The organism is Mesorhizobium sp. M8A.F.Ca.ET.181.01.1.1 (assembly GCF_004792025.1).
Classification (GTDB): Bacteria; Pseudomonadota; Alphaproteobacteria; order Rhizobiales; family Rhizobiaceae; genus Mesorhizobium.
In genome coordinates this window covers 19,860-43,202 of the sequence record NZ_SRTV01000011.1, presented here as the reverse complement: position 1 = coordinate 43,202, position 23,343 = coordinate 19,860, and the positions used below count along the sequence as shown (strand labels likewise).

19 protein-coding genes are annotated in these 23,343 nt (G+C 64.4%); 10 read left to right on the top strand and 9 right to left on the bottom strand.

Annotated features, from left to right (window positions below; genetic code table 11):
* The first annotated feature begins 190 nt into the window (after positions 1-190).
* The 3 genes from EN824_RS29040 to EN824_RS29030 all read left to right on the top strand — a co-directional run bounded on the left by EN824_RS29040 (position 191) and on the right by EN824_RS29030 (position 3,032).
* Positions 191-979 (top strand): acetoacetate decarboxylase, encoded by a 789-nt coding sequence (locus tag EN824_RS29040; protein WP_127280247.1) that lies wholly within the window; start codon positions 191-193, stop codon positions 977-979.
* The gene (locus EN824_RS29035; protein WP_127280248.1) at positions 972-2,132 is read left to right on the top strand and encodes a patatin-like phospholipase family protein; all 1,161 of its coding nucleotides are present in this window, start codon (positions 972-974) and stop codon (positions 2,130-2,132) included. Before EN824_RS29040 ends, EN824_RS29035 begins: the two co-directional genes overlap by 8 nt.
* A gap of 183 nt (positions 2,133-2,315) precedes the next feature.
* Complete coding sequence (locus EN824_RS29030) at positions 2,316-3,032, top strand: MFS transporter (protein ID WP_245521038.1); 717 nt, start codon at positions 2,316-2,318, stop codon at positions 3,030-3,032.
* A 293-nt stretch (positions 3,033-3,325) separates the two neighbouring features.
* Here the strand turns inward: EN824_RS29030 and EN824_RS29025 are convergent, their stop codons facing one another.
* Entirely contained in the window at positions 3,326-4,936 is a 1,611-nt protein-coding gene (locus tag EN824_RS29025) for an inorganic phosphate transporter (protein ID WP_135920117.1), read from the bottom strand.
* A 107-nt stretch (positions 4,937-5,043) separates the two neighbouring features.
* Positions 5,044-6,258 carry an ROK family transcriptional regulator gene (locus EN824_RS29020; protein ID WP_127278696.1) on the bottom strand — a complete coding sequence of 405 codons (1,215 nt, stop codon included), beginning with the start codon at positions 6,256-6,258 and terminating at the stop codon, positions 5,044-5,046.
* Positions 6,259-6,475: 217 nt separating this feature from the next.
* Between EN824_RS29020 and EN824_RS29015 the strand changes: the two genes are divergently transcribed.
* The 6 genes from EN824_RS29015 (at position 6,476) to ugpC (ending at position 12,687) form a co-directional block, all read left to right on the top strand.
* Positions 6,476-7,714, top strand: a complete 1,239-nt coding sequence (locus EN824_RS29015; protein ID WP_135932970.1) for an extracellular solute-binding protein — start codon at positions 6,476-6,478, stop codon at positions 7,712-7,714.
* Positions 7,715-7,901: 187 nt separating this feature from the next.
* Entirely contained in the window at positions 7,902-8,786 is an 885-nt protein-coding gene (locus tag EN824_RS29010; protein WP_127278694.1) for a sugar ABC transporter permease, read from the top strand.
* Entirely contained in the window at positions 8,786-9,631 is an 846-nt protein-coding gene (locus tag EN824_RS29005; RefSeq protein ID WP_127278693.1) for a carbohydrate ABC transporter permease, read from the top strand. The genes EN824_RS29010 and EN824_RS29005 overlap by 1 nt, the downstream gene beginning before the upstream one ends.
* Positions 9,631-10,653, top strand: a complete 1,023-nt coding sequence (locus EN824_RS29000; RefSeq protein ID WP_127278692.1) for an SIS domain-containing protein — start codon at positions 9,631-9,633, stop codon at positions 10,651-10,653. Before EN824_RS29005 ends, EN824_RS29000 begins: the two co-directional genes overlap by 1 nt.
* The gene (locus tag EN824_RS28995) at positions 10,653-11,591 is read left to right on the top strand and encodes a PfkB family carbohydrate kinase (RefSeq protein WP_127278691.1); all 939 of its coding nucleotides are present in this window, start codon (positions 10,653-10,655) and stop codon (positions 11,589-11,591) included. The genes EN824_RS29000 and EN824_RS28995 overlap by 1 nt, the downstream gene beginning before the upstream one ends.
* A complete protein-coding gene (gene ugpC, locus EN824_RS28990) occupies positions 11,578-12,687 on the top strand; it encodes a sn-glycerol-3-phosphate ABC transporter ATP-binding protein UgpC (protein ID WP_127278690.1) in 1,110 nt (369 codons plus the stop codon). Before EN824_RS28995 ends, ugpC begins: the two co-directional genes overlap by 14 nt.
* A 41-nt stretch (positions 12,688-12,728) precedes the next feature.
* On the opposite strand, the gene EN824_RS28985 is transcribed toward ugpC, so the two are convergent.
* From EN824_RS28985 to EN824_RS28955, 7 genes are all read right to left on the bottom strand, one after another.
* Complete coding sequence (locus tag EN824_RS28985) at positions 12,729-13,397, bottom strand: SDR family oxidoreductase (RefSeq protein ID WP_127872024.1); 669 nt, start codon at positions 13,395-13,397, stop codon at positions 12,729-12,731.
* Positions 13,398-13,428: 31 nt separating this feature from the next.
* Positions 13,429-14,832 carry a GH1 family beta-glucosidase gene (locus EN824_RS28980; protein ID WP_127280295.1) on the bottom strand — a complete coding sequence of 468 codons (1,404 nt, stop codon included), beginning with the start codon at positions 14,830-14,832 and terminating at the stop codon, positions 13,429-13,431.
* Entirely contained in the window at positions 14,813-16,465 is a 1,653-nt protein-coding gene (locus EN824_RS28975) for an amino acid ABC transporter permease (RefSeq protein WP_135863044.1), read from the bottom strand. The genes EN824_RS28980 and EN824_RS28975 overlap by 20 nt, the downstream gene beginning before the upstream one ends.
* 65 nt (positions 16,466-16,530) lie before the next feature.
* Positions 16,531-17,277 carry a transporter substrate-binding domain-containing protein gene (locus tag EN824_RS28970; protein WP_135863048.1) on the bottom strand — a complete coding sequence of 249 codons (747 nt, stop codon included), beginning with the start codon at positions 17,275-17,277 and terminating at the stop codon, positions 16,531-16,533.
* Positions 17,278-17,299: 22 nt separating this feature from the next.
* Positions 17,300-18,370, bottom strand: a complete 1,071-nt coding sequence (locus tag EN824_RS28965) for a LacI family transcriptional regulator (RefSeq protein WP_135863049.1) — start codon at positions 18,368-18,370, stop codon at positions 17,300-17,302.
* A 198-nt stretch (positions 18,371-18,568) separates the two neighbouring features.
* Positions 18,569-19,576 (bottom strand): amino acid ABC transporter substrate-binding protein, encoded by a 1,008-nt coding sequence (locus EN824_RS28960; protein ID WP_127278761.1) that lies wholly within the window; start codon positions 19,574-19,576, stop codon positions 18,569-18,571.
* A 115-nt stretch (positions 19,577-19,691) separates the two neighbouring features.
* Positions 19,692-22,748 (bottom strand): aminotransferase class III-fold pyridoxal phosphate-dependent enzyme, encoded by a 3,057-nt coding sequence (locus EN824_RS28955; RefSeq protein ID WP_127278762.1) that lies wholly within the window; start codon positions 22,746-22,748, stop codon positions 19,692-19,694.
* Between the two features lie 130 nt (positions 22,749-22,878).
* Here EN824_RS28955 and EN824_RS28950 point away from each other — a divergent pair, with 130 nt between their 5' ends.
* Entirely contained in the window at positions 22,879-23,319 is a 441-nt protein-coding gene (locus EN824_RS28950) for an Lrp/AsnC family transcriptional regulator (protein WP_127278763.1), read from the top strand.
* Positions 23,320-23,343: the final 24 nt, after the last annotated feature.

Sequence of the window (23,343 nt, the reverse complement as noted above, 5' to 3'; positions counted from 1 at the left end):
AGGCAGATAGTTTGTGCGGCGCAACAAGACAATGCCACGGCCATGTGTCGGCTCGATTACAGCCCCGCGACCGCCTTTGCCGGCTTCGTGAAAGGGCGTCTTGGCGATGACACGGCATTGTCATGCTGCCATGCAACATATTTCCCAGCGCATTCGCGCGGGGTCATTTTCGAACGTTGGGGGCACCTGGATGGAAATCGCCGATGTCGTGAAGCGCGCCTATGCGATGCCGCTCACCAATCCCTCCTTCCCGCCCGGCCCTTATCGTTTCTTCGACCGCGAATACATCATCATCACCTACCGCACGACACGCGAGGCGCTCGAGGCCGTCGTGCCGGCGCCATTGGAGATCGATGAGCCGCTGGTCAAATACGAATTCATCCGCATGCCGGACTCGACCGGCTTCGGCGACTACACCGAGACCGGTCAGGTCATTCCCGTACGCCATAAGGGCCAGCACGGCGGCTATGTCCATTCCATGTATCTCGACGACGACGCGCCGATCGCCGGGGGCCGTGAGCTGTGGGGGTTTCCGAAAAAGCTCGCCAACCCCAAGATCGTCCATGAAGGCGAGGTGATCGTCGGCACGCTGCACTATGGCAGCGTTCTGTGCGCCACCGGCACGATGGGCTACAAGCATCGGGAAGCCGACCACGATTCCGTGCTCGCTTCGCTCGCCGCCCCCAATTTCCTGATCAAGATCATCCCGCATGTCGACGGCACGCCGCGCATCTGCGAACTGGTCCGCTACTACCTCACCGACATCACGCTGAAGGAAGCCTGGACCGCGCCGGCCGCGCTCGATCTGCGGCCCCATGTCATGGCCGACGTGGCGAAGCTGCCCGTGCTCGACATCGTGTCGGCGGTTCACTTCAAGGCGGACCTCACGCTCGGCCTGGGCGAAGTCGTACATGATTACCTCGCTGACCACAGCCGATCCGCTGCCAGCGCAACCCAGCTGGAGAAAGTCAGTGCTTGAGCGTACCCGCAACAAGGCAGCAGCCGCCACCATCGAGGAAATCACGGCGCAGTATGACCGTATCGCGCTGGTCTTCCAAGGCGGCGGTGCGCTCGGCGCCTATCAGGCAGGGGTCTATCAGGCGCTGGCCGATGCCGGCTGCGAACCGAGCTGGCTATCCGGCGTCTCGATCGGCGCCATCAACGCCGCGATCATCGCCGGCAATGAACCGAGCCGCCGGTTGCAGCGGCTGGAACAGTTCTGGCAGACGATTTCTGGCCGCAAGATCTGGTCCTACACGCCCGAAGGCGACATCTACCGCGACATCCGCAACCAAACCTCGTCGTTGATGACGATGACAATGGGCCAGCCCGGTTTCTTCAAGCCGCGCAATCCCAATCCCTGGTTCCAGCTGTCGGGGGCAGAAGGCGCCACCAGCTTCTACGACACCGCCGAGTTGAAGGACACGCTGGAGAGCCTGATCGATTTCGATGTGCTGAACGACGGCAAGAAGCGGCTGAGTGTCGGCGCGGTCAATGTCAGGACCGGTAACTTCGTCTATTTCGACACCGAGAAGGTGCGGATCGCGCCGGAGCACATCATGGCCAGCGGCGCGCTGCCACCGGCCTTCCCCTCGATCCGCATCGAGGGCGAATATTACTGGGATGGCGGCATCGTCTCCAACACGCCGCTGCAATATCTGCTCGACCAGGAAGAGGACCGTTCCTCGCTGGTGTTCCAGGTCGATCTGTTCAGCGCTCGCGGCGTGCTGCCGCGCGGCATGGCCGACGTGCTGTCGCGCCACAAGGACATCATGTATTCGAGCCGCACGCGGCAGAACACCGACAATTTCGAGCGCATCCATGCGCTGAAGATGAAGCTGCTCGATGCGCTGAAGCGCGTGCCGCCGGAGCAGCTCAAGGAAGGCGAGAAGGAGCTGATCGCCGACTATTCCAACGCCGGCGTCGTCAACATCGTCCACCTGATCTACCAGCACAAGGGCTACGAGGGTCACGCCAAGGACTACGAGTTTTCAGGCACCTCGATGCGCGAGCATTGGGAGATGGGCCTCGAGGACACCGAGCGCACGCTGCGTCACAAGAAATGGCTGATGCTGCCGACCAATGCCGATGGCGTCACCATCCACGACCTGCATCGCGAAGATCCGACTTGATACTTGCACCCGCCACAAGCTGAGCAATCTCGGGAAAATGCATAGCGGTCGCTCGGCTGGAAGCCCGTAAACTGTGAAGCTCTGCTTCATAGGCCATCAACATTATCGCGGATAGCCGCTCGCGGAGAGCGGGCTTACATCTGGGCGCCAGCAGAATGCGCTGGGCTCAATGGAGTACCGCCGATGACCGCCGAAGCCGTTTCCCCTGCTGTCGTTCCATCGCGTGACGCCTGGCGCGGCCTGCTGTGGTTTGTGCCGCTCACGGCGCTGTGGCTACTCTTGATCTATCGTTGGCCGGCGATCCCGGACAGCGGCGTTCCGACCACGTTCCACCAGCTCGCGGCTCACGGGCTCGTCGCTCTGGGATTGTGGCTCGGCCTCGAACATACGAGCCTGACGCCCGGTCAACGTCGCGCGACCTGGTTGGCGATCATGATCGCGGACACGCTGTGGTTCGCCGTCGCTTGGAGCGCCGCGATCAATGGCGTCTTCCACCAGGACGCCACGGCTTTGCCGGCGTTGCCATCGGCCATCTTCCTGCCGGTGGTCATCGGCGCGCCGCTGTTGCTGTTCTCTGGGCGGATCGGGCAGGTGCTCGATGCGATGCCAGCGAGCTGGCTCGTCGCGGTTCAGCTCTACCGCGTATTCGGCAGTTGGGCTCTCGCGGCGTGGCTGCATGGTGCGCTGCCCGGCGTGTTCGCAGTGCCAGCAGGCATCGGAGACATGCTGACAGGACTGCTCGCGTTGCCGGCGGCGATCGCGGTGGCGAACGGCACAGCCGGAGGCGGGAGGGTGGCAACTCTCTGGAACGTCCTTGGCCTTGCCGATTTCGCTGTCGCGATCACCATGGGCATAATCACCTCGCCCGGCCCGTGGCAGTTGACGTTCCGGATGTGCTGAGCATCGGCGCTGGCGATTATCCGGGTGTGCTAACCCCTGCTTTCGTGGTGCCGAGTTCAATCCTGCTGCATGTGTTGTCGCTGCGCCAGCTGCGCCGCCGTAGCCGGGCGGAAGTTGCGCGGCGGCAGGAGTGAGGCTGGAGCCGGCCAACGATTCCATCGAAAGCTGAACCGTTCGAAGCGGCGCGTTCGCTTGGGAAGGCGCACGCTCTGACTCCTCAGTGGTCTTCGCAGGATGGGCCGACAAAGAGAAACGGCGCCGCAGGTGGCGCCGTTCTTTTGAGGGTCTGGCGCTCAGAACACCTGACGGAAGACGATGAACAGCGCGAAGGCGAGCGCGATCGAGCACGGCAGGGTCAGCACCCAGGCGAGCAGCAGATTGCGCACCGTCGACCACTGCAGGCCCGAGCCGTTCGCCGCCATCGTGCCGGCGACGCCGGATGACAGAACATGGGTCGTCGACACCGGCAGACCCAGACGGTCGGCCATGCCGATGGTGACCATGGCGACGAGTTCCGCGGCAGCGCCCTGGCCGTAGGTCAGGTGGCTCTTGCCGATCTTCTCGCCGACCGTGACGACGATGCGTTTCCAGCCGACCATCGTGCCCAGGCCGAGCGCCAAGGCGACCGCGACCTTCACCCAGATCGGGATGAACTTCGTCGCGTTGTCGACGGCCTTGTGATAGTCGGTGACCGCCTTGAGATCGGCGGCCTCCATCGGCAGCAACTGCTTCTTGTCGATCAATTTCAGCGCCTCGCCGATCAGATAGATGTCGTTGCGGGCGTTGCTGACCAGATCGGTCGGCACATTATCGACCGAAGCGTAAGGCTGCAGCTCGGCCGTTGTGCTGTGGATGTAGGTCTGCAACGCAACCGTCGTCTTGTCGCTCCAGGTCCGGGTGCGCACGGCATCCTGCACCGCTGCCTTGGCATCCTTCGCATCGGCGACGGTGACACCAGGCTTCACATATTTGCCCAGCGCGGTCTCCACGCTAGCCGAAGCCGACTTGTAGGCTTCGAGATAATTGATGTCGGGCGTACGGTTCAGCGCATAGGCCGTCGGCACGACGCCGATCAGGATCAGCATGATCAGGCCCATGCCCTTCTGGCCGTCATTGGAGCCATGCGCGAAGCTGACGCCGGTGCAGGTGAAGATCAGCAGCGCCCGGATCCACCAGGGCGGCGGGGCATTGCCCTTCGGCGCCTCGTAGAGCGCCGGATTGCGGACGAGAAGCTTCATCGCATAGAGCAGGATGGCGGCGGCGAAGAAGCCGATGATCGGCGACACCAGCAAGGTCACGCCAACATTGGTCGCCTGCGACCAGTCGACGCCGCTGGTGGCGCTGCCGGCGGGTGCCATGAACTGGTTGGCGAGGCCGACGCCGATGATCGAGCCGACCATCGTGTGCGAGCTGGACGCCGGCAGGCCGAGGAACCAGGTGCCGAGGTTCCACAGGATCGCGGCCACCAGCAATGCGAACACCATGGCGAAGCCGGAGGAGGAGCCGACCTGCAGGATCAGCTCGACCGGCAGCAGCGACAGGATGCCGAAGGCAACCGCGCCGCTGGAGGTGAGAACGCCGAGAAAATTGAAGGCGCCGGACCAGATGACGGCGAATTCCGCCGGCAGCGAGCGCGTGTAGATGACGGTCGCAACCGCATTGGCGGTGTCATGGAAACCGTTGACGAATTCGAAGCCGAGCGCGATCAGCAAGGCGATGCCGAGCAGGATCCACGGCACCGTCTTGGCCACCGCCAGGTCCTGGCTCAGCGCGTAGCCAACATAGACCACGCCGACCAGCACCAGCACCCCGAAGGCCGGCAGGAACCACTTCGCGCCGCCAGAACTATCCAGCGGATGATCTGGTCTCGGAATGCCCGCCTCACTAGAAACTATGTCCACCATGTCCCACTCCTATTGCATTGCAGCAAAGAACTGGAAAAGACGCTATGTCCGGACGATGAACCCTGTGTGACGTGGGGCGAGGCTCTGCCTTCGACGCACGGTCCCTTTCAAGCGGGCCCGGAGCGTGTCTTCAGGATCGCCGAGAACAGCGGATCGAAGGCACGGCTGATCGGCGCCGCCGCCGCGCCCAGCGCGATCGACCAGGGGTCGGTGGTGCCGAGCTGCAGCCGCGGCAAGGTCCGGCTTGGCCGGTCGGCGATCGACGGCAGCAGCGGATGCATCGCCTCGACAAGCCGGCGCGCCAGCGCTTCCGGCGCGCCGCTGGTCAGGATCACTGTCTGTGGGTCGAAGATGGTTTCGATCAGATGCACGCTCCAGCGCAGGTCGTGCGCCGCCCCGTCGATCCAGCGCATGATCTTCACGTCACCCGACGCGGCCAGCGCGCCGATCTTTCCGTAGAGGTCCTCGTCGGCGGGATCGAGACCGAGATGCTGGTAAAGCGAGGCCAGCGACGCGCGATGTTCGAGCGGTGTCGAGCCCGGACCGGCCGGCGACAGCAACGCCATGCCGATTTCGCCGGCATTGCCATGGCCGCCGCTGTACAGCTCGCCGTTGAGGATCAGTCCGGCGCCAATGCCATAGCCGACATAGAGGCACACCGCGTGGTCGACGCCATGCGCGGCACCCACGATGCGCTCCGCCGTCGCGCAGGCCGCGGCGTCGTTCTGCAGGCCGACATTCAGGCCCGTGCCCTTGGCCAGCGTGTCCAGCAGCGGAAACTTCTGCCAGGCCGGCATCATCCATTTGTCATCCGAATTCTTCAGGCCGAACGGGCCGGGCATGGCGACGCCGAGACCGACCAGGCGTTTCTCCGACTGCGAGGAGATGCCGGCCAGCTCACGCCGGACGCCATCGATCAGGGCCAGGATGACCTCGACGCCCTTTGACGGCTCGTTGAAAGGCAGGTTCGCCTCGGCGCGCGCCAGCACGCTGCCCATCAGGTCGACCGCGACCGCCCGCGTCAGGTGACGGTCGATCTGCAGGCCGATGGCGAAAGCGCCTTCGGGCACCAGCCTGTAGGGGGTCGACGGCTGGCCCCTGCCCTTGCGCACCGCATCGAGCGCCACGACCAGTCCATCGCTTTCCAGGTCCTCGACGATGTTGGATACCGCCTGCTTGGTGAGCTGCGTCGCCCGCGCCAGATCGGCCCGCGACAGCGCGCCATTGAGACGCAGCGCCTCGATCATGACGCGGCGATTATGCGCGCTGGTGCCCTCCTGGTTGGTGCCGCTTTTGGCGCGGATCGGGCTGATGTCGTCCATCGGCGTTTTCCCCTCTTGACTCCATTAGAATATTGATCGACTAATTAAGTCAAGCGAGTTGACTTAATGTAAGCCGGGCGCCGCAAAACAAGATGGTCAGGCTCCCAGCCTGTCGCCACGGGCAGCCGGTGATGATCAGGTCGCGCGACATGGATCCGGGAAGACGATGCCAAACGCAGGCACCGCCGACCCGTCAACGCCGGAATGGGAGAAGAAAATGCTTAAGACAATCACCAAGACACTGGTCGGCGCCGTCTTTGCCGGAGGACTGTTCGTCCCCCACGCATTCGCCGAAACGACGCTCAACGCGCTGTTCATGGCGCAGGCCGCCTACAGCGAGGCCGACGTGCGCGCCATGACGGATGCCTTCACCAAGGCCAATCCGGACGTCAAGGTCAATCTCGAATTCGTCCCCTATGAGGGCCTGCACGACAAGACCGTGCTCGCTCAAGGGTCGGGCGGCGGTTATGACGTCGTCCTGTTCGACGTCATCTGGCCGGCCGAATACGCCACCAACAAGGTGCTGGGCGATGTGTCTTCGAAGATCACGGACGACATGAAGAAGGGCGTGCTGCCGGGCGCCTGGACCACCGTCCAGTATGACGGCAAGTTCTATGGCATGCCCTGGATCCTCGACACCAAATACCTGTTCTACAACAAGGACATCCTGGAAAAGGCCGGCATCAAGACCCCGCCGAAGACCTGGGAAGAACTCAGCGCACAGGCCAAGATGATCCAGGACAAGGGCCTGCTGAAGACGCCGATCGCGTGGAGCTGGTCGCAGGCCGAGGCCGCGATCTGCGACTACACCACGCTGGTCAGCGCCTATGGCGGCGACTTCCTCAAGGACGGCAAGCCTGACTTCCAGAATGGCGGCGGCCTGCTGGCGCTGAAATACATGGTCGACAGCTACAAGTCGGGTCTCACCAATCCCAATTCCAAGGAATTCCTGGAAGAGGACGTTCGCAAGGTCTTCGAAAACGGCGACGCCGCCTTCGCGCTGAACTGGACCTACATGTACAACATGGCCAACGACCCGAAGGACTCGAAGGTGGCCGGCAAGGTCGGCGTCGTGCCGGCGCCGGGCGTTGCCGGCACAAGCGAAGTGTCGGCCGTCAACGGCTCGATGGGCCTTGGCGTCACCGCGGTCTCCAAGCACCCGGACGAGGCCTGGAAGTACATCACCTTCATGACCTCGCAAGCCACGCAGAACCAATACGCCAAGCTCTCTTTGCCGATCTGGGCCTCGTCCTATGACGACCCGGCCGTCACCAAGGGCCAGGAGGAGCTGATCGCCGCCGCCAAGCTCGGTCTGGCAGCCATGTATCCGCGTCCGACCACGCCGAAATACCAGGAGCTGTCGACCGCGCTGCAGCAGGCCATCCAGGAATCGCTGCTCGGCACATCTTCGCCGGAAGATGCCCTGAAGACCGCCGCGCAGAACAGCGGCCTTTGAGACAAGCTAGTCGTTCAATACGGGCGACACTACAGCGTCGCGTCCCTTATGACGCGCAAAAGACGCTGTAGCACTTTCTATCTTGCGCATGATCCTTTCCGGAAATCGGCCTCCGATTTCCGGGGTCATGCGCGAGTGCCGCCCGTGCTATGTCCGGATCACAGATGAAAGAAGAGAGGCTGCTCCGATGTCGAGCACCTGGATGACGACCCGCGCATGGCTCTTGATGCTGCCTTTGCTCGTGGTCATGGTCGCCGTCATCGGCTGGCCGCTGGTCGACACGGTCGGCCTTTCCTTCACCGACGCCAAGCTGGTCGGCACGGGCGGCGATTTCGTCGGCTTAGACAATTACTCCAACATGCTGTCGAGCTCGAATTTCTCGCGTACGCTGGTGACCACGACATTGTTCGCGGTCATCTCTGTTGCCGCCGAAATGGTGATCGGCGTCCTCGCCGCCCTTCTGCTCAATCAGGAATTTCGCGGCCGGGCCATCCTGCGCGCCCTGATGATCCTGCCCTGGGCATTGCCGACCGTGGTCAACGCCACGCTGTGGCGGCTGATCTACAATCCCGAATATGGCGCGCTCAATGCCGCGCTGACGCAACTGCATCTCATCGACGCCTACCGCTCCTGGCTCGGCGAGCCGGGAACGGCGCTGGCGGCCCTGATCGTCGCCGATTGCTGGAAGAATTTTCCGCTGGTGGCGCTGATCGCGCTCGCCGCTCTCCAAGCCGTGCCGCGCGACATCACCGCCGCCTCGCTCGTCGATGGCGCGGGACCTTTCAACCGCTTTCGCTTCGTCATCCTGCCCTATCTCGCCGGGCCGCTGATGGTGGCGCTGGTGCTGCGCACCATCGAGGCCTTCAAGGTTTTCGACATCATCTGGGTGATGACCCGCGGCGGGCCTGCAAACACCACGCGAACGCTCTCGATCCTCGTCTACCAGGAAGCCTTCTCCTTCCAGCGCGCCGGCTCGGGCGCGTCGCTGGCGCTGATCGTCACCTTGCTCGTCACGCTGCTCGCCGTCGCCTATGCGGCACTGGTGCGAAAGACCGCCGGGAGCGCCGCCTGATGGAACGCAGGAGCCCCGCCTTCACCGTCTTCATTTATGCCTGCGCGCTGCTGCTCGCCGCGATCATCCTGGCGCCCATCGCCTGGCTGTTCATCATGAGCATCTCGCCGGCCGCCGATCTTGCCGCCAAGCCGCTGCGCTGGTGGCCGCAGGCAGCCGACTTCTCCCGCTACCGACAATTGCTGTCGACGGCCGAAAACAGCGCGGGCGCCGCCTTCACCTCATCGCTGCGCAACAGCCTGGAGATATCAGGCATGGCGACGCTGGCGGCACTCGCCTTAGCCATCCCCGCCGGCTGGGCGGTATCGCGAACGCCCGCGATCGGCTGGTCGCTGTCGATGGTCATCGCCACCTACATGCTGCCGCCGGTGGCGCTCGCCGTGCCGCTCTATATGGGCCTGTCGCATCTTGGCCTGCTCAACAATGTCTTCGGCCTGGCGCTGGTTTATCTCACCATATTGGCGCCGTTCACCACGTGGCTGATGAAGTCCGGCTTCGATTCCATCCCGCGCGAGATCGAGGCGGCGGCGATGATCGACGGCGCCGGCCTGTTCCAGACATTGCGCATCATCACATTGCCGCTGGCGGCGCCGGTCATGGCGACATCGGCGCTGTTCGCCGTGCTGCTGGCGTGGGACGAATTCTTCTACGCGCTGCTGTTCACCTCCGACCAGCGCGCCAAGACCTTGACCGTCGCCATCGCCGATTTGGCCGGCGGCCGTGTTTCCGACTACGGCCTGATCGCAACCGCCGGCGTGCTGGCGGCCTTGCCGCCGGTGCTGATCGGCCTTGTCATGCAGCGGGCGCTGATCTCGGGCCTGACCAGCGGCGGTGTGAAAGGATGATGATGATGACTGCAGATAAGGAACGGCCGGCCGGATTGGTCGCCATCGACCGCGAAATGACGCGCCAGCACGCGGATGCGATCGCTTCGTTCCGGCAGAACACGGCCGAGGCGAAGAAGGCCGCAGCTTCCATCAAGCGCACCGGTCGTCTGCTCCTGCTTGGCATGGGCGGCTCGCATGCGGTGGGGCGTGCCGTCGAGCCGCTCTATCGCGGGCTCGGCATCGATGCGCTGGCGCTGCCGCTGTCCGAACAGCTTGGCCAGCCACTGCCGCTCACGGGCCGCACCGTAATCGTGACCTCGCAATCCGGCGAAAGCGCCGAGGTCGTCAGATGGTTTTCGCGGGCCGGCGGCAGCTCGGACATTTTCGGCCTGACGCTCGAAGGCGGTTCATTTCTCGCCCGCACCGCGCCTTGCCTGGTCGGCGACGGCGGCACCGAGCTGGCTTTCGCCGCCACACGCAGCCTGACCGTGACCCTGGCCCTGCATCTGGCCATCCTGGCTGCTCTGGGTGAGGATCCGGCCCCTGCCCTTGCCATGCTCGAGGCTCCGCAGGATTGCGACGTCGCCCCCGCGCTCGCAGCACTTGGCAAGGTGGATACGATCGTCACCTCCGGCCGCCGCCTGCAAGGCGTGGCCGAAGCCCTGGCGCTTGGCCTGACCGAACTGTCGCGGCTGCCCTGCTTTTCGCTCGAAGGCGGCCAGTTGCGGCACGGGCCGATGGAGATGCTCGGCCCCAAAATCGGCGTCATACTGTTTCGCGGCAACGACCCCACGTCGGAGCTGGTGACCGCCATGGCCCTTTCAGTGATCGAGGCCGGCGCGCCGCTGGTCATTTTCGACGCGTCCGGGCAAGCGCCTGTCGCCGGTGCCGTCACGCTCTCGTTCAGACCCGCTTCAGGGATGGCCGCTGTCTTCACCATGCTGCCGGTGGCGCAGCGCCTCATGATCGCCTTCGCCGACAGCCGCGTCGACAATGCCGGCACGCCCGTGCGCACCACCAAGATCACCAGGAGCGAGTGATGCGTCCGCTTGCGGTGATCGGCAACGTCAATGTCGACCTGATTGTCGGCCCGGTCGCGCCATGGCCGAAGGCGGGAACCGAGACCGTCGTCGATCATGACGAATTGCGCGTCGGCGGCCAGGCCGGCAACACCGGGCTCGCCTGGCAAGCGCTGGGCGTCGATTTCGCCATTGCCGCCAATGTCGGTGACGACCAGTTCGGCCATTGGCTTCGCGAGGCGTTCGGCGCCCGTGCCGAGAAATGGCCGGTCCGTCCCGAAGGCACGACCTTGTCGGTCGGCATGACCCATCCCGATGGCGAACGGACTTTCTTGACCACGCGCGGCCACCTGCCCCGCTTCAGCCTCGGGGATGTCTTGTCCGTTCTCGACGGCAGCGCGCTCTCCGGCGGCTACGCACTGCTCTCCGGCTCCTTCCTGACCGAGGACCTCACGCGCGACTACAACGCATTTTTCGACTGGGCCGACAGCCACGGCATATCCGTGGCGCTCGACACAGGCTGGCCGATCGATGGCTGGACCGAGGTCAATTGCGCCGCGACAAGGGCGTGGTTGTCGCGCTGCGCGCTGGCGCTGTTCAACGAAGTCGAGACGGTGACCCTGGCGGGATTGCCGAGTCCTGAGGACGCGGCGCGGGAAATCCGATCCAGCATGAGGCAAGGCGCGACCTTCGTCGTCAAGCGTGGGCCGCGGGGCGCCATCGCAATCGGCCCGGACAACACCCTTGTCGAAGCCGCCGCGCCCGATGTCCGTGTCGTCGACACGATCGGCGCCGGCGACGTCTTCAATGCCGCCTTCCTGGCCGCTTTGGCGCAGGAACAGCCGCTGTCCGCGTGCCTCCGCGCCGCGACCTATGTCGCCTCGCGCGCCATTTCCACCTTGCCCCGCAACTATGGCGGGCCGATGCAGTCTAGGGAATCCATGCATGAGCGCGCTTGAAATCCGCGGCATCCGCAAAAGCTACGGCAGTGTCGAAACGCTGAAAGGCATCGACATCGCGCTGCAGAGCGGTGAATTCCTGGTGCTGCTCGGATCGTCCGGCTGTGGAAAGTCGACGCTTCTCAACATCATCGCCGGCCTTGCCGAAGCGACCAGCGGCGATGTGCTGATCGGCGGCCGCTCGATCCTCGGCGTCCACCCCAAGAACCGCGATATCGCCATGGTCTTCCAGTCCTACGCGCTCTATCCGAACCTGACCGTGCGCCGCAACATCGGCTTCGGGCTGGAGATGCGCGGCGTCGCCGCTGACGAGCGCGACAGGGCCGTGAACGAAGCGGCGAGACTGCTGCAGATCGAGGCGTTGCTCGACCGCAAGCCGAGCCAGCTTTCCGGTGGTCAGCGCCAGCGCGTCGCCATCGGCCGGGCGCTGGTGCGCAAGCCGCAGGTCTTCCTCTTCGACGAGCCGTTGTCCAATCTCGATGCCAAGCTGCGCCTGGAGATGCGCACCGAATTGAAGCGTCTGCACCAGATGCTGCAGACGACCGTCGTCTACGTTACCCACGACCAGATCGAGGCGATGACGCTGGCCAGCCGCATCGCCGTCATGCGTGACGGCAGGATCGAGCAGCTCGGCACGCCGGAAGAGATCTACAACGAGCCGGCAACACTCTATGTCGCCGGCTTCGTCGGCGCGCCGTCGATGAATATGCTGCAGGCCACCGTCACCGGCGGCAAGCTGGCCATTGCCGAATCCGATGTACGGATCTCCTTGCCGGCACGCTATGCGAACGCGGCTCGTGAAGGCGCACAAATGGTCGTCGGCATCAGGCCGGAAGCGCTTCGTGTGGCGACCGGAGCCGCCACCGACCTGTCATTGCCGGTGGAGATCGAGGTCGTCGAACTGACCGGCCCCGAACTGGTCACGACGGCCAGGATCGGCACGCAGCGGCTGACCGCTTGCCTCCCGCCGCGAGCCCAGGTCGCCAAGGGCGAAAAGCGCAGCCTCACCTTCGACGAGGCCGCGCTTCGCTTGTTCGACCCCTCGACGGGCAAAGCCCTGCCGGCGACGGGTCTCGAACGGACGACGTCCCACTGAGATATCGAGGGCATCGGGCGTAGACAGGCAGCACCATCTGGCTACCACCCGATATGCGTGCCATCGAGGGTCTGGAAGGAGCCGCTATTCTCAATCGTGGCGCTGTCGATCACCATGCGCAGGCCCCGCGCGCTGTCCTCGACAGCCAAGACCGCCTGATCGCCCCCCATGTCAGTCTTCACCCAGCCCGGATGCAGTGACAACACCGTTATCCCGTCGACGCGTAAATCCTGCGCCAGTTGAGCGCTTGCCATGTTGAGCGCTGCCTTCGAGCAACGGTAGGCATAGTCGTCATCGTAATCATCAATCAGTCCCTCGGCCATCGACCCGGCACGGCTGCCGATATTGGCGATGACCCCCATGCGCCCCGCGGCCAGGTTCGGGCGCAGCGCCCTCGCCAGCAGCAGCGGACCGAGCGTGTTGGTCCGCATGACCTTCAGGAATTCGTCCGGGGCGAATCTGTACAGGCCAGGGTTTCCGCTGCGGATGGCGGCGTTGTTGACAAGCACGTCCAGCGGCCTGCCACCAAGACGCGTGGCAAGATCCAGAATTGAAGCCGGATCGGCGACGTCGAGGGGGTGGAACTCGATGCGACCCTCGAAAGCTTGGGCCGGATGTGCGCGCCCGCAAGCGATCACCTGCCAGCCTTGTTGGGCGTATTGCCGCGCGAGTTCGCGGCCGAGCCCGCGCGCAGCGCCGGTTATCAGCACGGTCCGGTCGCCTTGCCCTTCTCTAGCCAAGTCAGGCGCTCTTCGCGACGGGCGCGGTCTCCTGCCGGGCGATCATTGCGTAGACGTCGCCGGAATACTTGATGTGGCGCTGCTGCGTCGCGAAATCGACATGGGTGATGCCGAAGGGCGTCGTATAGCCATAGGCCCATTCGAAATTGTCGGTCAGCGTCCAGGCGAAATAGCCGCGCACCGGCACGCCCTCGGCCGCCGCCTTGGCCACCTGCTCGAGATGGTCGACATAATAGGTGGCGCGCAGATCATCCCAGACATGCCCGTCCTTGCCGACGGTTTCCGGCGTCGTGGCGACGCCATTCTCGGAAATGTAGATCGCCGGCGGCGCATAGCGGTCGTTCACGTAGCGCAGGATGTCGTACATGCAGCGCGGCCAGATCTCGTAGTCGACCGCCGAATAAATGCCTTCCGGCTGTACCCGCCGGTAGCTCAGCGGCGCCAGTTCGTCACCCGCCGCGATCACCGAGCGGCGATAGATATTGATGCCGAGATAGTCGAGTGGCGCGGCGATGATCTCGTTGTCTTGTGCGTGGATCGGCGGCAACAGATCGCCGTAAAGCGCCAGCATGTCCTCCGGATACGCACCCTTGAAGACGGCGTCGAGAAACCAGCGGTTCTGGGCGCCGTCGAAGCGCCGTGTCGCGGCGACATCGCGCGGCTCGTCGCTGGCGGCCTCCGCGACGTTGAGATCGAAGACGATGCCGACCTGAGCATCCGCCACCTCGGCCCGGATGACCGGAACGGCCAGGCCATGCGCCAGTAAGGCATGATGACTGGCAGCCACGCCGCCCTTCACTCCGTCCCGGAATCCTGGCGCGTCCTCGCCGGTCGCGTGTCCCGACCAGCAGAACGTCCACGGTTCGTTGAGCGTCGTCCATTTCCTGACACGGTCGCCGAAGCTGCGGGCGGCAAGCCCGGCATAATCGGCGAAGGCGGCGGCTGTTTCCCGGTTGTACCAGCCGCCACGATCCTGCAGCGCCTGCGGCAGGTCCCAATGGTAGAGCGTTGCATAGGGCTCGATACCGGCTTCGAGCAGATCATCGATCAGCCGGTCATAGAAGGCGATGCCCTTGGCGTTGACCTCGCCACGACCTTCGGGAAGAAGCCGCGTCCATGCGAAGGAAAAGCGGTAGGCGCCAAGGCCGAGCGCCTTGAGCACGGCGATATCCTCCTTCCAGCGATGATAGTGGTCGCAGGCGACATCGCCGCTCGAGCCGTCCACGATCGCACCCGGAATGCGGCAGAACCGGTCCCAGATGCTTTCGCCCTTGCCGTCGGCATCAGGCGAGCCCTCGATCTGGTAGGCCGCGGTCGCGGCGCCGAACACGAAGCCCCGGGGAAAGACCAGCCCGGAGGCGCGGGCTTCGAGGGCTCGGCGAGCGTTATCGATGCTTGATGTCATATTTTCTCTCGATGGTGCTGACGAGGCTTGCCGCGGCCAGCGTCAGGAAAATGTAGAAGATGGCGGCTGAGTTGTAGGGCGCGAACGGCAGGAAACTTGCCGATTGGAATTCCCGCATGCGCTGCGTGATGTCGCGGATCGACAGGATCGACAAGAGCGACGTGTCCTTGAGGATGGCGATCAGCTCGTTGCCTAGCGGCGGGATGATGATGCGGAAGGCCTGCGGCAGCACGACCAGCCGGGCGGTACGCCAGCCGTTGAGGCCGAGACTGTGCGCTGCCTCGATCTGGCCCGCCGGGATTGCATTGATGCCGGAGCGGAAGATCTCGGCGAGATAGGCGGAATAGGCGAGCGCCATGGCGGCGATGCCCCGCACCAGGTTCGGCGGATCGACCACGCCCTGCGTCGCGTCCTTGAGCGCTCCGGCGAGCGGCAAGCCGACATAGAGCACGATGACCAGCATCGGGATGCCGCGGATCGTGTCGACGATGAATTCCGACCCGATGGACAGCGGGTGCCTGCGGTGGATATGGCCGCCGAAAGTCAGCAGGCCGAGCACGATCGCCAGCACCGCGATCGTGATGCCGAACGCCTTGTCGCGGTCGTTCAACGCCTCCGTTCGCCACAGCACCTGCAGTCCGTCCGGCGCCATCGCGGCTGGAACGAGCGCAGCACTGACATCAGGGATCTTGCCGATCGCGTCGATCGCCTCCCGCGCGCCCCGAAAGGTGCGCAGCGGCACCTCGTTGTTGTCGGGGCCGCCCGGAAATTGCCCATAGCGGACCGCACCGAGTATGCCGGACGGCGTGCCGGACGTGACCGCGACCTTCCCGGCGAGAGAGCCGACGAGCACGTAGCTGTCGCGCGGCTGAAGCAGGAACCACGTTGCGGCGCAAACCATGAGGATGGTTGCCGCGATGCAGGTCAGGTCGGCCCGCCAGCTGTATTTGAGCTTGAGGAGCCCGACCCAGAGCAGCCCCATCATTGCCGCCAGTATGTAGGCCGCGATAGCGGCGCGGATCGTCGTGGCGACACCCGCGGCGAATGCGATATGCGCGAAAAGCAGGATAAAGACCAAGCCCACGCCGTTCACCGCCGCAAGCGCCAAGCGCGCAAAACGCTGCATCGGGTTGCCGGTCTCACGACCGGCGCCGATGAAGAACATACCGAGCGCCACGATCGTCACGCCTAGATAGGCGCGCAACAGCATAGCGGCCTGACCGCGCACCATGAGGTCGGCGGCATCCGTCAATCGCCGTGGCGTGACGCCCTGAACCACCAGGTCGGAGGTGAACGGATCGACCGCGTTCGCCACGACCGATGCCGCGAAGGGATGGACCAGGCCGGTTGTCGCGAGCACCATGGCGGTGGCAAGGCTGATCCCGGCGGCAACGACCGCGAGGCGCGGCGATCTGGACGAGGCGCGCGAGAACACAACCACGGCAAGGCCGGCGATAAACGCGACGGCAAGCGCCAGGAAGCCCGGCACGAAGGCTGACGAGCCATTCTCCACGCCGAGGATGGCGCGAAGCGAGCGCTGGTAGTTAACCGACGAAGCAAAGAGATAGACGATGAACGGCAACGCCGCGACGATGATCAGATTGCTGGGCCGCAGGCGCATGAGAAGCTGCATCCGGTCCCGTCCTCCCGTTCCCATGGCTCCGGCGCCAGGCGCCGGAGCCGAAGTCCTTCAAGCGGCTATTTTGCGCCCCAGTATTTGGCGATCAGCGCGTCGAGGCTGCCGTCGGCCTTGATCGCCTTCAGCCCTTCATTGAACGCGGCGATGTTCTCGTCGCCCTTGCGGAAGACCAGCCCGAGAGGATCGGACTGGAGATTCCTGATCGGCACGACCAGCTCGCCGGCGAATTCCTTTTCATAGGCGGCGGCATTGGCGCCGTTGATGACAACGCCGTCGACGTCCTTGTTCTTCAGCGCGATGACCGAGGCCGCGAAACTGTCGTAAGCGACCACATTGTCCTTGCCGACAATGCTTTCAGCGACCTGCGCGTCGGTGGTGTTGGCCTGCGCCGAGAGCTTCTTGCCTTTCGCCTTGAAGTCATCGAGGGATAGACCCTCGTCTTCCACCCGCATGAGCACGGCCTGGCTGTTGACGATGTAAGGGTCGGAGAAATCCATCGCCTTCTTGCGTTCGTCGGTGATGGAGACGCCGGAGGCGACCAGGTCGAAACTGCCCTGGTCGAGGGCGGCGAAGATGCCGTCCCAGCCGGTGGTGACGAATTCGGCCTTGCAGTTGATCTTGCCGCAGACCGCCTTCAGGACGTCGACGTCGAAGCCGACGATCTGGCCGGTCGCCGTGTCGACGCTTTCCATCGGCGGCGAGGTGGTGTCGGAACCGACCTTCAGAACCTTGCCGCCCAGGTCGGCGGCGCTGGTAGCGCCGGCTGTCAGCAGCGCAAGCGCAAGCCCGATCAGGATTTTCTTCATGCTCTTCCTCCCATTTTGATGGTTAACTGCGGTTTCGCCCGCCTAGATTGTCCGGCTGCCGGCCGATGAGTTCGGGTCTCGACACCAGGGCGAGTTCCGCCGGGTCCTCGCCCGCCATGCGCCGCAGCAGAAACTCGCCGAGCTTGCGGCCGAGAAGCTCGATCGGCTGGTAGAACGTCGTGATCGGCGGAGTGAAATAGGCGCTGACGTTGATGTCGTCATAGGCGATGACGTCGACATCCACCCCGACGCGCCGTTCAAGGCTGCCCAGCGCCGACAGGACGCCCAGCGTGGTGGATTCGTTGATGCAGACCAGGGCGGTTGGCGGATTGGGCAAGCCAAGAAGCCTGAGCGCGCTGTCGCGGCCGAAGCGGGTGGACAGATCGCCGTCGGCCACGAGGTCGATCGACGCGGCAAGACCCGCCTCATGAAAAGCCCGCGAAAATCCATCGATCCTGTCCAGTGCATAGGAAAGACGCCGATCCGCGTTGATCAGGGCGATACGCTCATGTCCGCCCGCGATCAGCCGCGCCGTGGCGGTGAACGCCGCCCATTCATTGTCGACATCGACATGGGCGTAGACGAGGGGCTTGCGGCAACGGCCAAGTGACACGAATGGAAAGCCGCTTTCGAACAGCATGTCGATACGGGGATCATCGGCCAGCACGCCGGAAAAGATCAGGCCGTCGGCCGCGCTCTGGTCGACGATGCGGCGGGCGATGTCGAAGGCATCGCCAAAGCTCCGGAAGCCGTGCACGGACAGCTGATAGTCGCTGTCTTCCAGCGCCTGGCTTATGCCGCTCAGGATCTGCGTGTATTCGACACCGTCCCATTCATAGCCGACGGCGGACGTTATCGGCATCAGCACCGCGGCCCGATAGGTCTTGCCTGTCCTCAGCGCCATGCCCCGCGCATTCGCCTGATAGCCCAGTTCCCGCGCGGCGGCGACGATGGCATCCCTTGTCGGCCGCGCGACGACCGGCGATCCCCGCAGCGCCTTGGAAATGGTGGCGATCGAATAGCCGGTGTGGGCAGCCAACGTCTTGATCGTTGGCGAAAACTCTCGGCGTTCGGGTTCTCTGTTCTCTGCCATCAACGGCGACCCATTCCTCAGGTCGGCATCCGTATCATCGGATAAAAACGTTTTCAAGAAGAATAAAAACGTTTTTATCCGACCATCATGACCAAGAGCGGTGGAGGCGGCAATGCGTCGAGGTCGCGCATCACCCCCCTTTCACATCGGCGAGCATCGCCGGGCGCGGACCTGGGGCACCCGGTTCGCCGGCAGGGGTCAGCGCGCCGGCGGCGCGTACATCAGGCCGCCGGCGTTCCACAGCGCATTGATGCCGCGCGCGATTTTCAGCTGGCTGGACTGGCCGAGATTGCGTTCGAACATCTCGCCGTAATTGCCGACCTTGGCGACGATATTGTAGGCGAATGCGGGGTCGAGCCCGAGCTGTTTGCCATTGTCGCCCTCGACGCCGAGGAACCGGCGGATCGTCGGATTCTGCGACTTCAGCGAGGCTTCCGCATTGGCCTGCGTGATGCCGTCCTCTTCCGCCTCGATCAGCGTAAACAGCGTCCAGCGCACGATGTCGAACCACTTGTCGTCGCCCTTGCGCACGGCTGGGCCGAGCGGCTCCTTCGAGATGATGTCCGGCAGCACCGTGAACGCGGCGGGATCGGTCAGCTTCAGGCGCTGCGCATAGAGCGCCGAGGCGTCCGTGGTGTAGACATCGCAGCGGCCGCTATCGAACGCCTTGATGATGCTGTCGGCGGAATCGATGACGACCGCCTCGTATTTCATCTGGTGCGCGGTGAAGTAGTCGGCGACGTTCTGCTCGGTCGTCGTGCCTTGTTCGGCGCAGACCGTGGCGCCTGAGAGCTTCAGCGCGCTGTCCACGCCGAGATCCTTGCGCACCATGAAGCCCTGGCCGTCATAATAGGCGGCGCCGACGAAATGGATGCCCATGCCGGTGTCGCGCGACAAGGACCAGGTCGACTGTCGCGACAGGACGTCGACGGTGCCGGCCTGCAGCGCCGTGAAGCGCTCCTTGGTCGACAGCGGCACGTAACTCACCCTGTCGGGGTCGCCGAAGACGGCGGCCGAGACCGCGCGGCAGAAATCGATATCGAAGCCGCTCCATTTGCCCTGGTCGTCGGGCGCCGAAAAGCCCGCGACGCCCTGGCTGACGCCGCAGATGATCGATCCCCTTTGCTTGACGATGTCGAATGTGTCCGCCTTGGCCGGCAAAGTGGCCGATGCGAGCAAGAGCGCGCTGACGATTGCATGTTTCATGGTTTCCTCCCTTGATGAGGCAAAGCCTCTCCTCCCGCCGGCACGTGACGCGCCGGACGTTCCTGAAATCGTTGATCCTGAATTCCGCCCGCGCGCCTCCTTGCGCGGTGTCGTCCTAAGCCCGTTCCGCCAGAACCGCGGCCAACGTCTCATCGAGAACGCCGACCAGATGATCTGCATTGGCCCTGCTGAAGATCATCGGCGGGCGCATCTTCAGCACATTGTCATGCGGCCCTTCGGTGCCGATCAGTACGCCGCGTGCCCGAACCCCGTCGTTGATGCGGCGGGCAAGGGCGGTCGCAGGTTTCTTGCTCTTGCGGTCCTCGACCAGTTCGATACCGAGGAACAGCCCCTGGCCGCGCACGTCGCCGATGATCTCGTAGCGGGCCTGCAGCGCCTTGAAGCGCGCCATGAGATAGTCGCCGATCTCCAGCGCATTGCGCCTCAGCCCGTCGCGCTCGATGACGTCGAGCACCGCGAGCCCGGCCGCGCAGGACACCGGATTGCCGCCGAAGGTGTTGAAATACTCCATGCCGTTGTTGAACGAGGCTGATATCTCCGTGGTCGTCACCACGGCCGCCATCGGGTGGCCGTTGCCGATCGGCTTGCCCATGGTGACGATGTCGGGCGTCACCCCCTGGGTTTCGAAAGCCCACCAATGGCTGCCGACACGGCCAAAGCCTACCTGCACCTCGTCGGCGACGCAGATGCCGCCGGCGGCACGCACCATCGCGTAGACTTCCCTGAGATATCCCCCGGGCAGGAACACCTGGCCGGCGACGCTGGGGATCGATTCCGCCAGGAACAGGCCGGGCGCGCGGCCTTGTCTCGCCATATCGGCGATCTGCTCGGTGACGCTCTCGGCAAACCGCTTTGCATGCTCGCCCTCCGGCCACTCCGCCGGAGCATGGTAACTGTCCGGAATGACCGCTTCGAACACATGCGCCGGGCGCCCCTTGCCGCCTTTGCGCTTGTATTTGTAAGGGCTGAGGTCGATCAGTTCCTGCGTCGTGCCGTGATAGGCCCAGTCGAGCACGATCGCCTCGCTGCGCCCGGTATGGGCCCGCGCCATGCGCAGCATCAGGCTGTTGGCCTCGCTGCCCGAGCAGGCGAAGGACGCCACCGACAGGCCGGCGGGCAGCGTCGCCGTCAGCCGCTCGGCATAGGTGACGATGGCATCGTGCAGATAACGGGTGTTGGTGTTGAGCTTGGCCGCCTGCCTCGCGATCGCCTCGACCACATCGGGATGCGCATGGCCAAGGTGGCAGACATTGTTGAAGCAGTCGAGATAGGCGCGGCCGCGATCGTCGATCAGCCAGGCGCCTTCGCCGCGCACGAACTTGATCGGCTCGGAATAGGAGATGGAGAGATTGGGCAGCAGTGACGCCTTGCGTGCGGCGACGATCTCTGGACGCGACCGGCCGCTCTGGCGGAAGGTTTCGGGCGGAATTCCGGCAAGGTCCGCGGCATCGGGAAACAATTCCTTCCACACGTCGAGATAGCGCTCCTCGCCGACCCCAAGGATGTCGCGCGCGGCAAGGCTCGTATCCGTCGATATCTGGAAATGCAGATGCGGCGCCCAGCCGCCATTTTCCGCCGGCGTACCCATCTCGCCGACGAGCGCGCCGGCTTCAAGCCGGTCGCCGGCCTTCAGCCGCCGCCCAGCCTCATGCGCCATGTGCCCCCACAGCGTGACGAAAGGCGGGCAGCCCGGCGGCACATGCTCCAGCGCCACGAGACAGCCATAGCCGAGCGGATCCTCCTCGATCTCGACGCTCCTGACGGTCGCGGCGAGCGGCGTGTAGAGCCGTGTGCCCGCCGGCATGAAAAGATCGAGGCCGAGATGGTTAGCGCGGCGCGCGCCTTCGACGAAACGCGACTCGAAAATGTCGCTGGTATAGACGGTGCGAGCCTCGCCCCAGGGACCGATGCCGAGCGCGACGCCATGTTCGGCACAATAGGCATCCCACCATTCGGTCGCCTTGTCGGGCTGCTGTGTCGCCGACGTCACCGTCATCGGATTTTGCGGATCGCCATAGGGCACGAGCGCCTTGGCAAGCGTCGCCGGGTGACGGTCGAGGATCGGCAGAAGTTGCGTGCGGTTGGCCGCGATCCAGCCTGTCACGGCGCGCGCTCCGGAGGCGGCTTCGAAGCCGCAGGCATGGCGCAGGATCGCCGTCGCGAAGCGCCGGTTCATCCTGCCCAGACGACGCAACAGCCGCCAGGCCGGTGCTTCCGAGATCGACAGGTAGGGATTGTCGGCTGTGCGGTCCTTGCGTGCCGCCGACAGCGTCACCGAGGTGACGAGACGCATCGCAATGAGATCGAAGAGCAGGTCGAGTTCTTCCTCACGCAATGGATACTCGGCATGGAAGCCGGCGGCGAGACGGGCGGCGGCGCCGATCGGATCCTCTGCATCGAGGATGGCATAGGCGCAGGCGACGGCAACCTCGGCGATGAGCACGCTGTGCAGCGCATCGCCGAAATCGATCAGCCCGGCGACACGCTCGGGCCTTTCGAGATCGACGAGCACGTTCCAGTCATTGGCATCATTGTGAATGACTTGCGCCCGCAATGCCGACAGCCGGGGCGCCACCTCGGCATCGAAATGATCGAGGAACCGCTCCAGCAAGGCGCGGTCCTGTTCGTCGTCAATGTGGTGAAGGCGTTGCCGCGCGGCACCTGCCTGGCGAATGTCCCAGTCGAAAGAGCGCAATGCGCCGGGATGGATGAAGCCTTGCAGGGCACGATCGAGCCGGCCAAGCGCGCCGCCCAGGCTTTCCAGCAGCGCCGGACTGGACGTGCTCTCGGCCAGCGGCCGTCCGGGAAGCCATGACACCAGGCGCACGGCATGATCTTCGCCGCCCGGCACTTTTGTATGGGCCAGCGAAGCGCCCCGCCCCGTCTTCCTGAGACGCGGCACGGCGAGGTCCGGACTATGGCGCTCCAGATGATCGAACAACGCGGTCTGGAATTCACTTTCGACGAGCGGCTCGCTGGCGTTGACGATCTTCAGGATCCAGAGCGATTGGTCTGGAGCGGTCAGCTTGAAATTCCGGTCGCGTTCGCTGTCGAGCGGTGTGACGCTGCCGGCAATGCCGAAGTGCCGCGTTGCGATATCGACGGCCTCGGTCTGCGAGATTTGAGGCGCTGGGTATGAGACGTTGGTCATCGGGCAATCCGGATCTGATTTGTCAAGCTTGGCATGGGCCAGAAAATCGGGCATCCGGCAAAGCGTCGGTTATACCGGCACAATGACCGCATTGACCGGCACATTGACGGAACCGTATGGAGCGCGCGCAATGAAGGAACTGGACGCCAAGGACAGGGACATTCTCGGCATCCTGTCGAAGGAGGCGCGCATCCCGCTGAAAACGCTTGCGGGGCGCATCGGCCTGTCGCGCAGCGCGACGAGCGAACGGGTTGCCTCGCTGGAAAAGAGCGGCGTTATCAGAGGGTATCGGGCCGATATCGGCCAACTGGACCCAGGGTTGATCCGCGCCTTTCTGCTGGTAACGCTCATCCGCACGCCGTCGATCGGCATTCTCGACCAGCTGGCGCGCTATCCGGAGGTCCGGCGGGTATCATCAGTCAGCGGCCAGCTCGATCTCATCGTCGAGGTCGAAGTACCGTCGATCGACCGCCTCAACACACTGCGCGACCTCGTTGCCACTCTCGGCGGCGTCGAGGACCTGACAACCGCGATCGTCCTGCGCCGGGATATCGAACGCGCCGTCGACTGAACGACGGCTGCGGCGGCGTCTTCG

Coding starts and splice junctions, on each gene's coding strand:
- EN824_RS29040 (WP_127280247.1), top strand. CDS start 191: ATGGAAATCGCCGATGTCGTGAAGCGCGCCTATGCGATGCCGCTCACC.
- EN824_RS29030 (WP_245521038.1), top strand. CDS start 2,316: ATGACCGCCGAAGCCGTTTCCCCTGCTGTCGTTCCATCGCGTGACGCC.
- EN824_RS29025 (WP_135920117.1), bottom strand. CDS start 4,936: ATGGTGGACATAGTTTCTAGTGAGGCGGGCATTCCGAGACCAGATCAT.
- EN824_RS29020 (WP_127278696.1), bottom strand. CDS start 6,258: ATGGACGACATCAGCCCGATCCGCGCCAAAAGCGGCACCAACCAGGAG.
- EN824_RS29015 (WP_135932970.1), top strand. CDS start 6,476: ATGCTTAAGACAATCACCAAGACACTGGTCGGCGCCGTCTTTGCCGGA.
- EN824_RS29010 (WP_127278694.1), top strand. CDS start 7,902: ATGTCGAGCACCTGGATGACGACCCGCGCATGGCTCTTGATGCTGCCT.
- EN824_RS29005 (WP_127278693.1), top strand. CDS start 8,786: ATGGAACGCAGGAGCCCCGCCTTCACCGTCTTCATTTATGCCTGCGCG.
- EN824_RS29000 (WP_127278692.1), top strand. CDS start 9,631: ATGATGATGACTGCAGATAAGGAACGGCCGGCCGGATTGGTCGCCATC.
- EN824_RS28995 (WP_127278691.1), top strand. CDS start 10,653: ATGCGTCCGCTTGCGGTGATCGGCAACGTCAATGTCGACCTGATTGTC.
- ugpC (WP_127278690.1), top strand. CDS start 11,578: ATGAGCGCGCTTGAAATCCGCGGCATCCGCAAAAGCTACGGCAGTGTC.
- EN824_RS28980 (WP_127280295.1), bottom strand. CDS start 14,832: ATGACATCAAGCATCGATAACGCTCGCCGAGCCCTCGAAGCCCGCGCC.
- EN824_RS28975 (WP_135863044.1), bottom strand. CDS start 16,465: ATGCAGCTTCTCATGCGCCTGCGGCCCAGCAATCTGATCATCGTCGCG.
- EN824_RS28970 (WP_135863048.1), bottom strand. CDS start 17,277: ATGAAGAAAATCCTGATCGGGCTTGCGCTTGCGCTGCTGACAGCCGGC.
- EN824_RS28965 (WP_135863049.1), bottom strand. CDS start 18,370: ATGGCAGAGAACAGAGAACCCGAACGCCGAGAGTTTTCGCCAACGATC.
- EN824_RS28960 (WP_127278761.1), bottom strand. CDS start 19,576: ATGAAACATGCAATCGTCAGCGCGCTCTTGCTCGCATCGGCCACTTTG.
- EN824_RS28955 (WP_127278762.1), bottom strand. CDS start 22,748: ATGACCAACGTCTCATACCCAGCGCCTCAAATCTCGCAGACCGAGGCC.
- EN824_RS28950 (WP_127278763.1), top strand. CDS start 22,879: ATGAAGGAACTGGACGCCAAGGACAGGGACATTCTCGGCATCCTGTCG.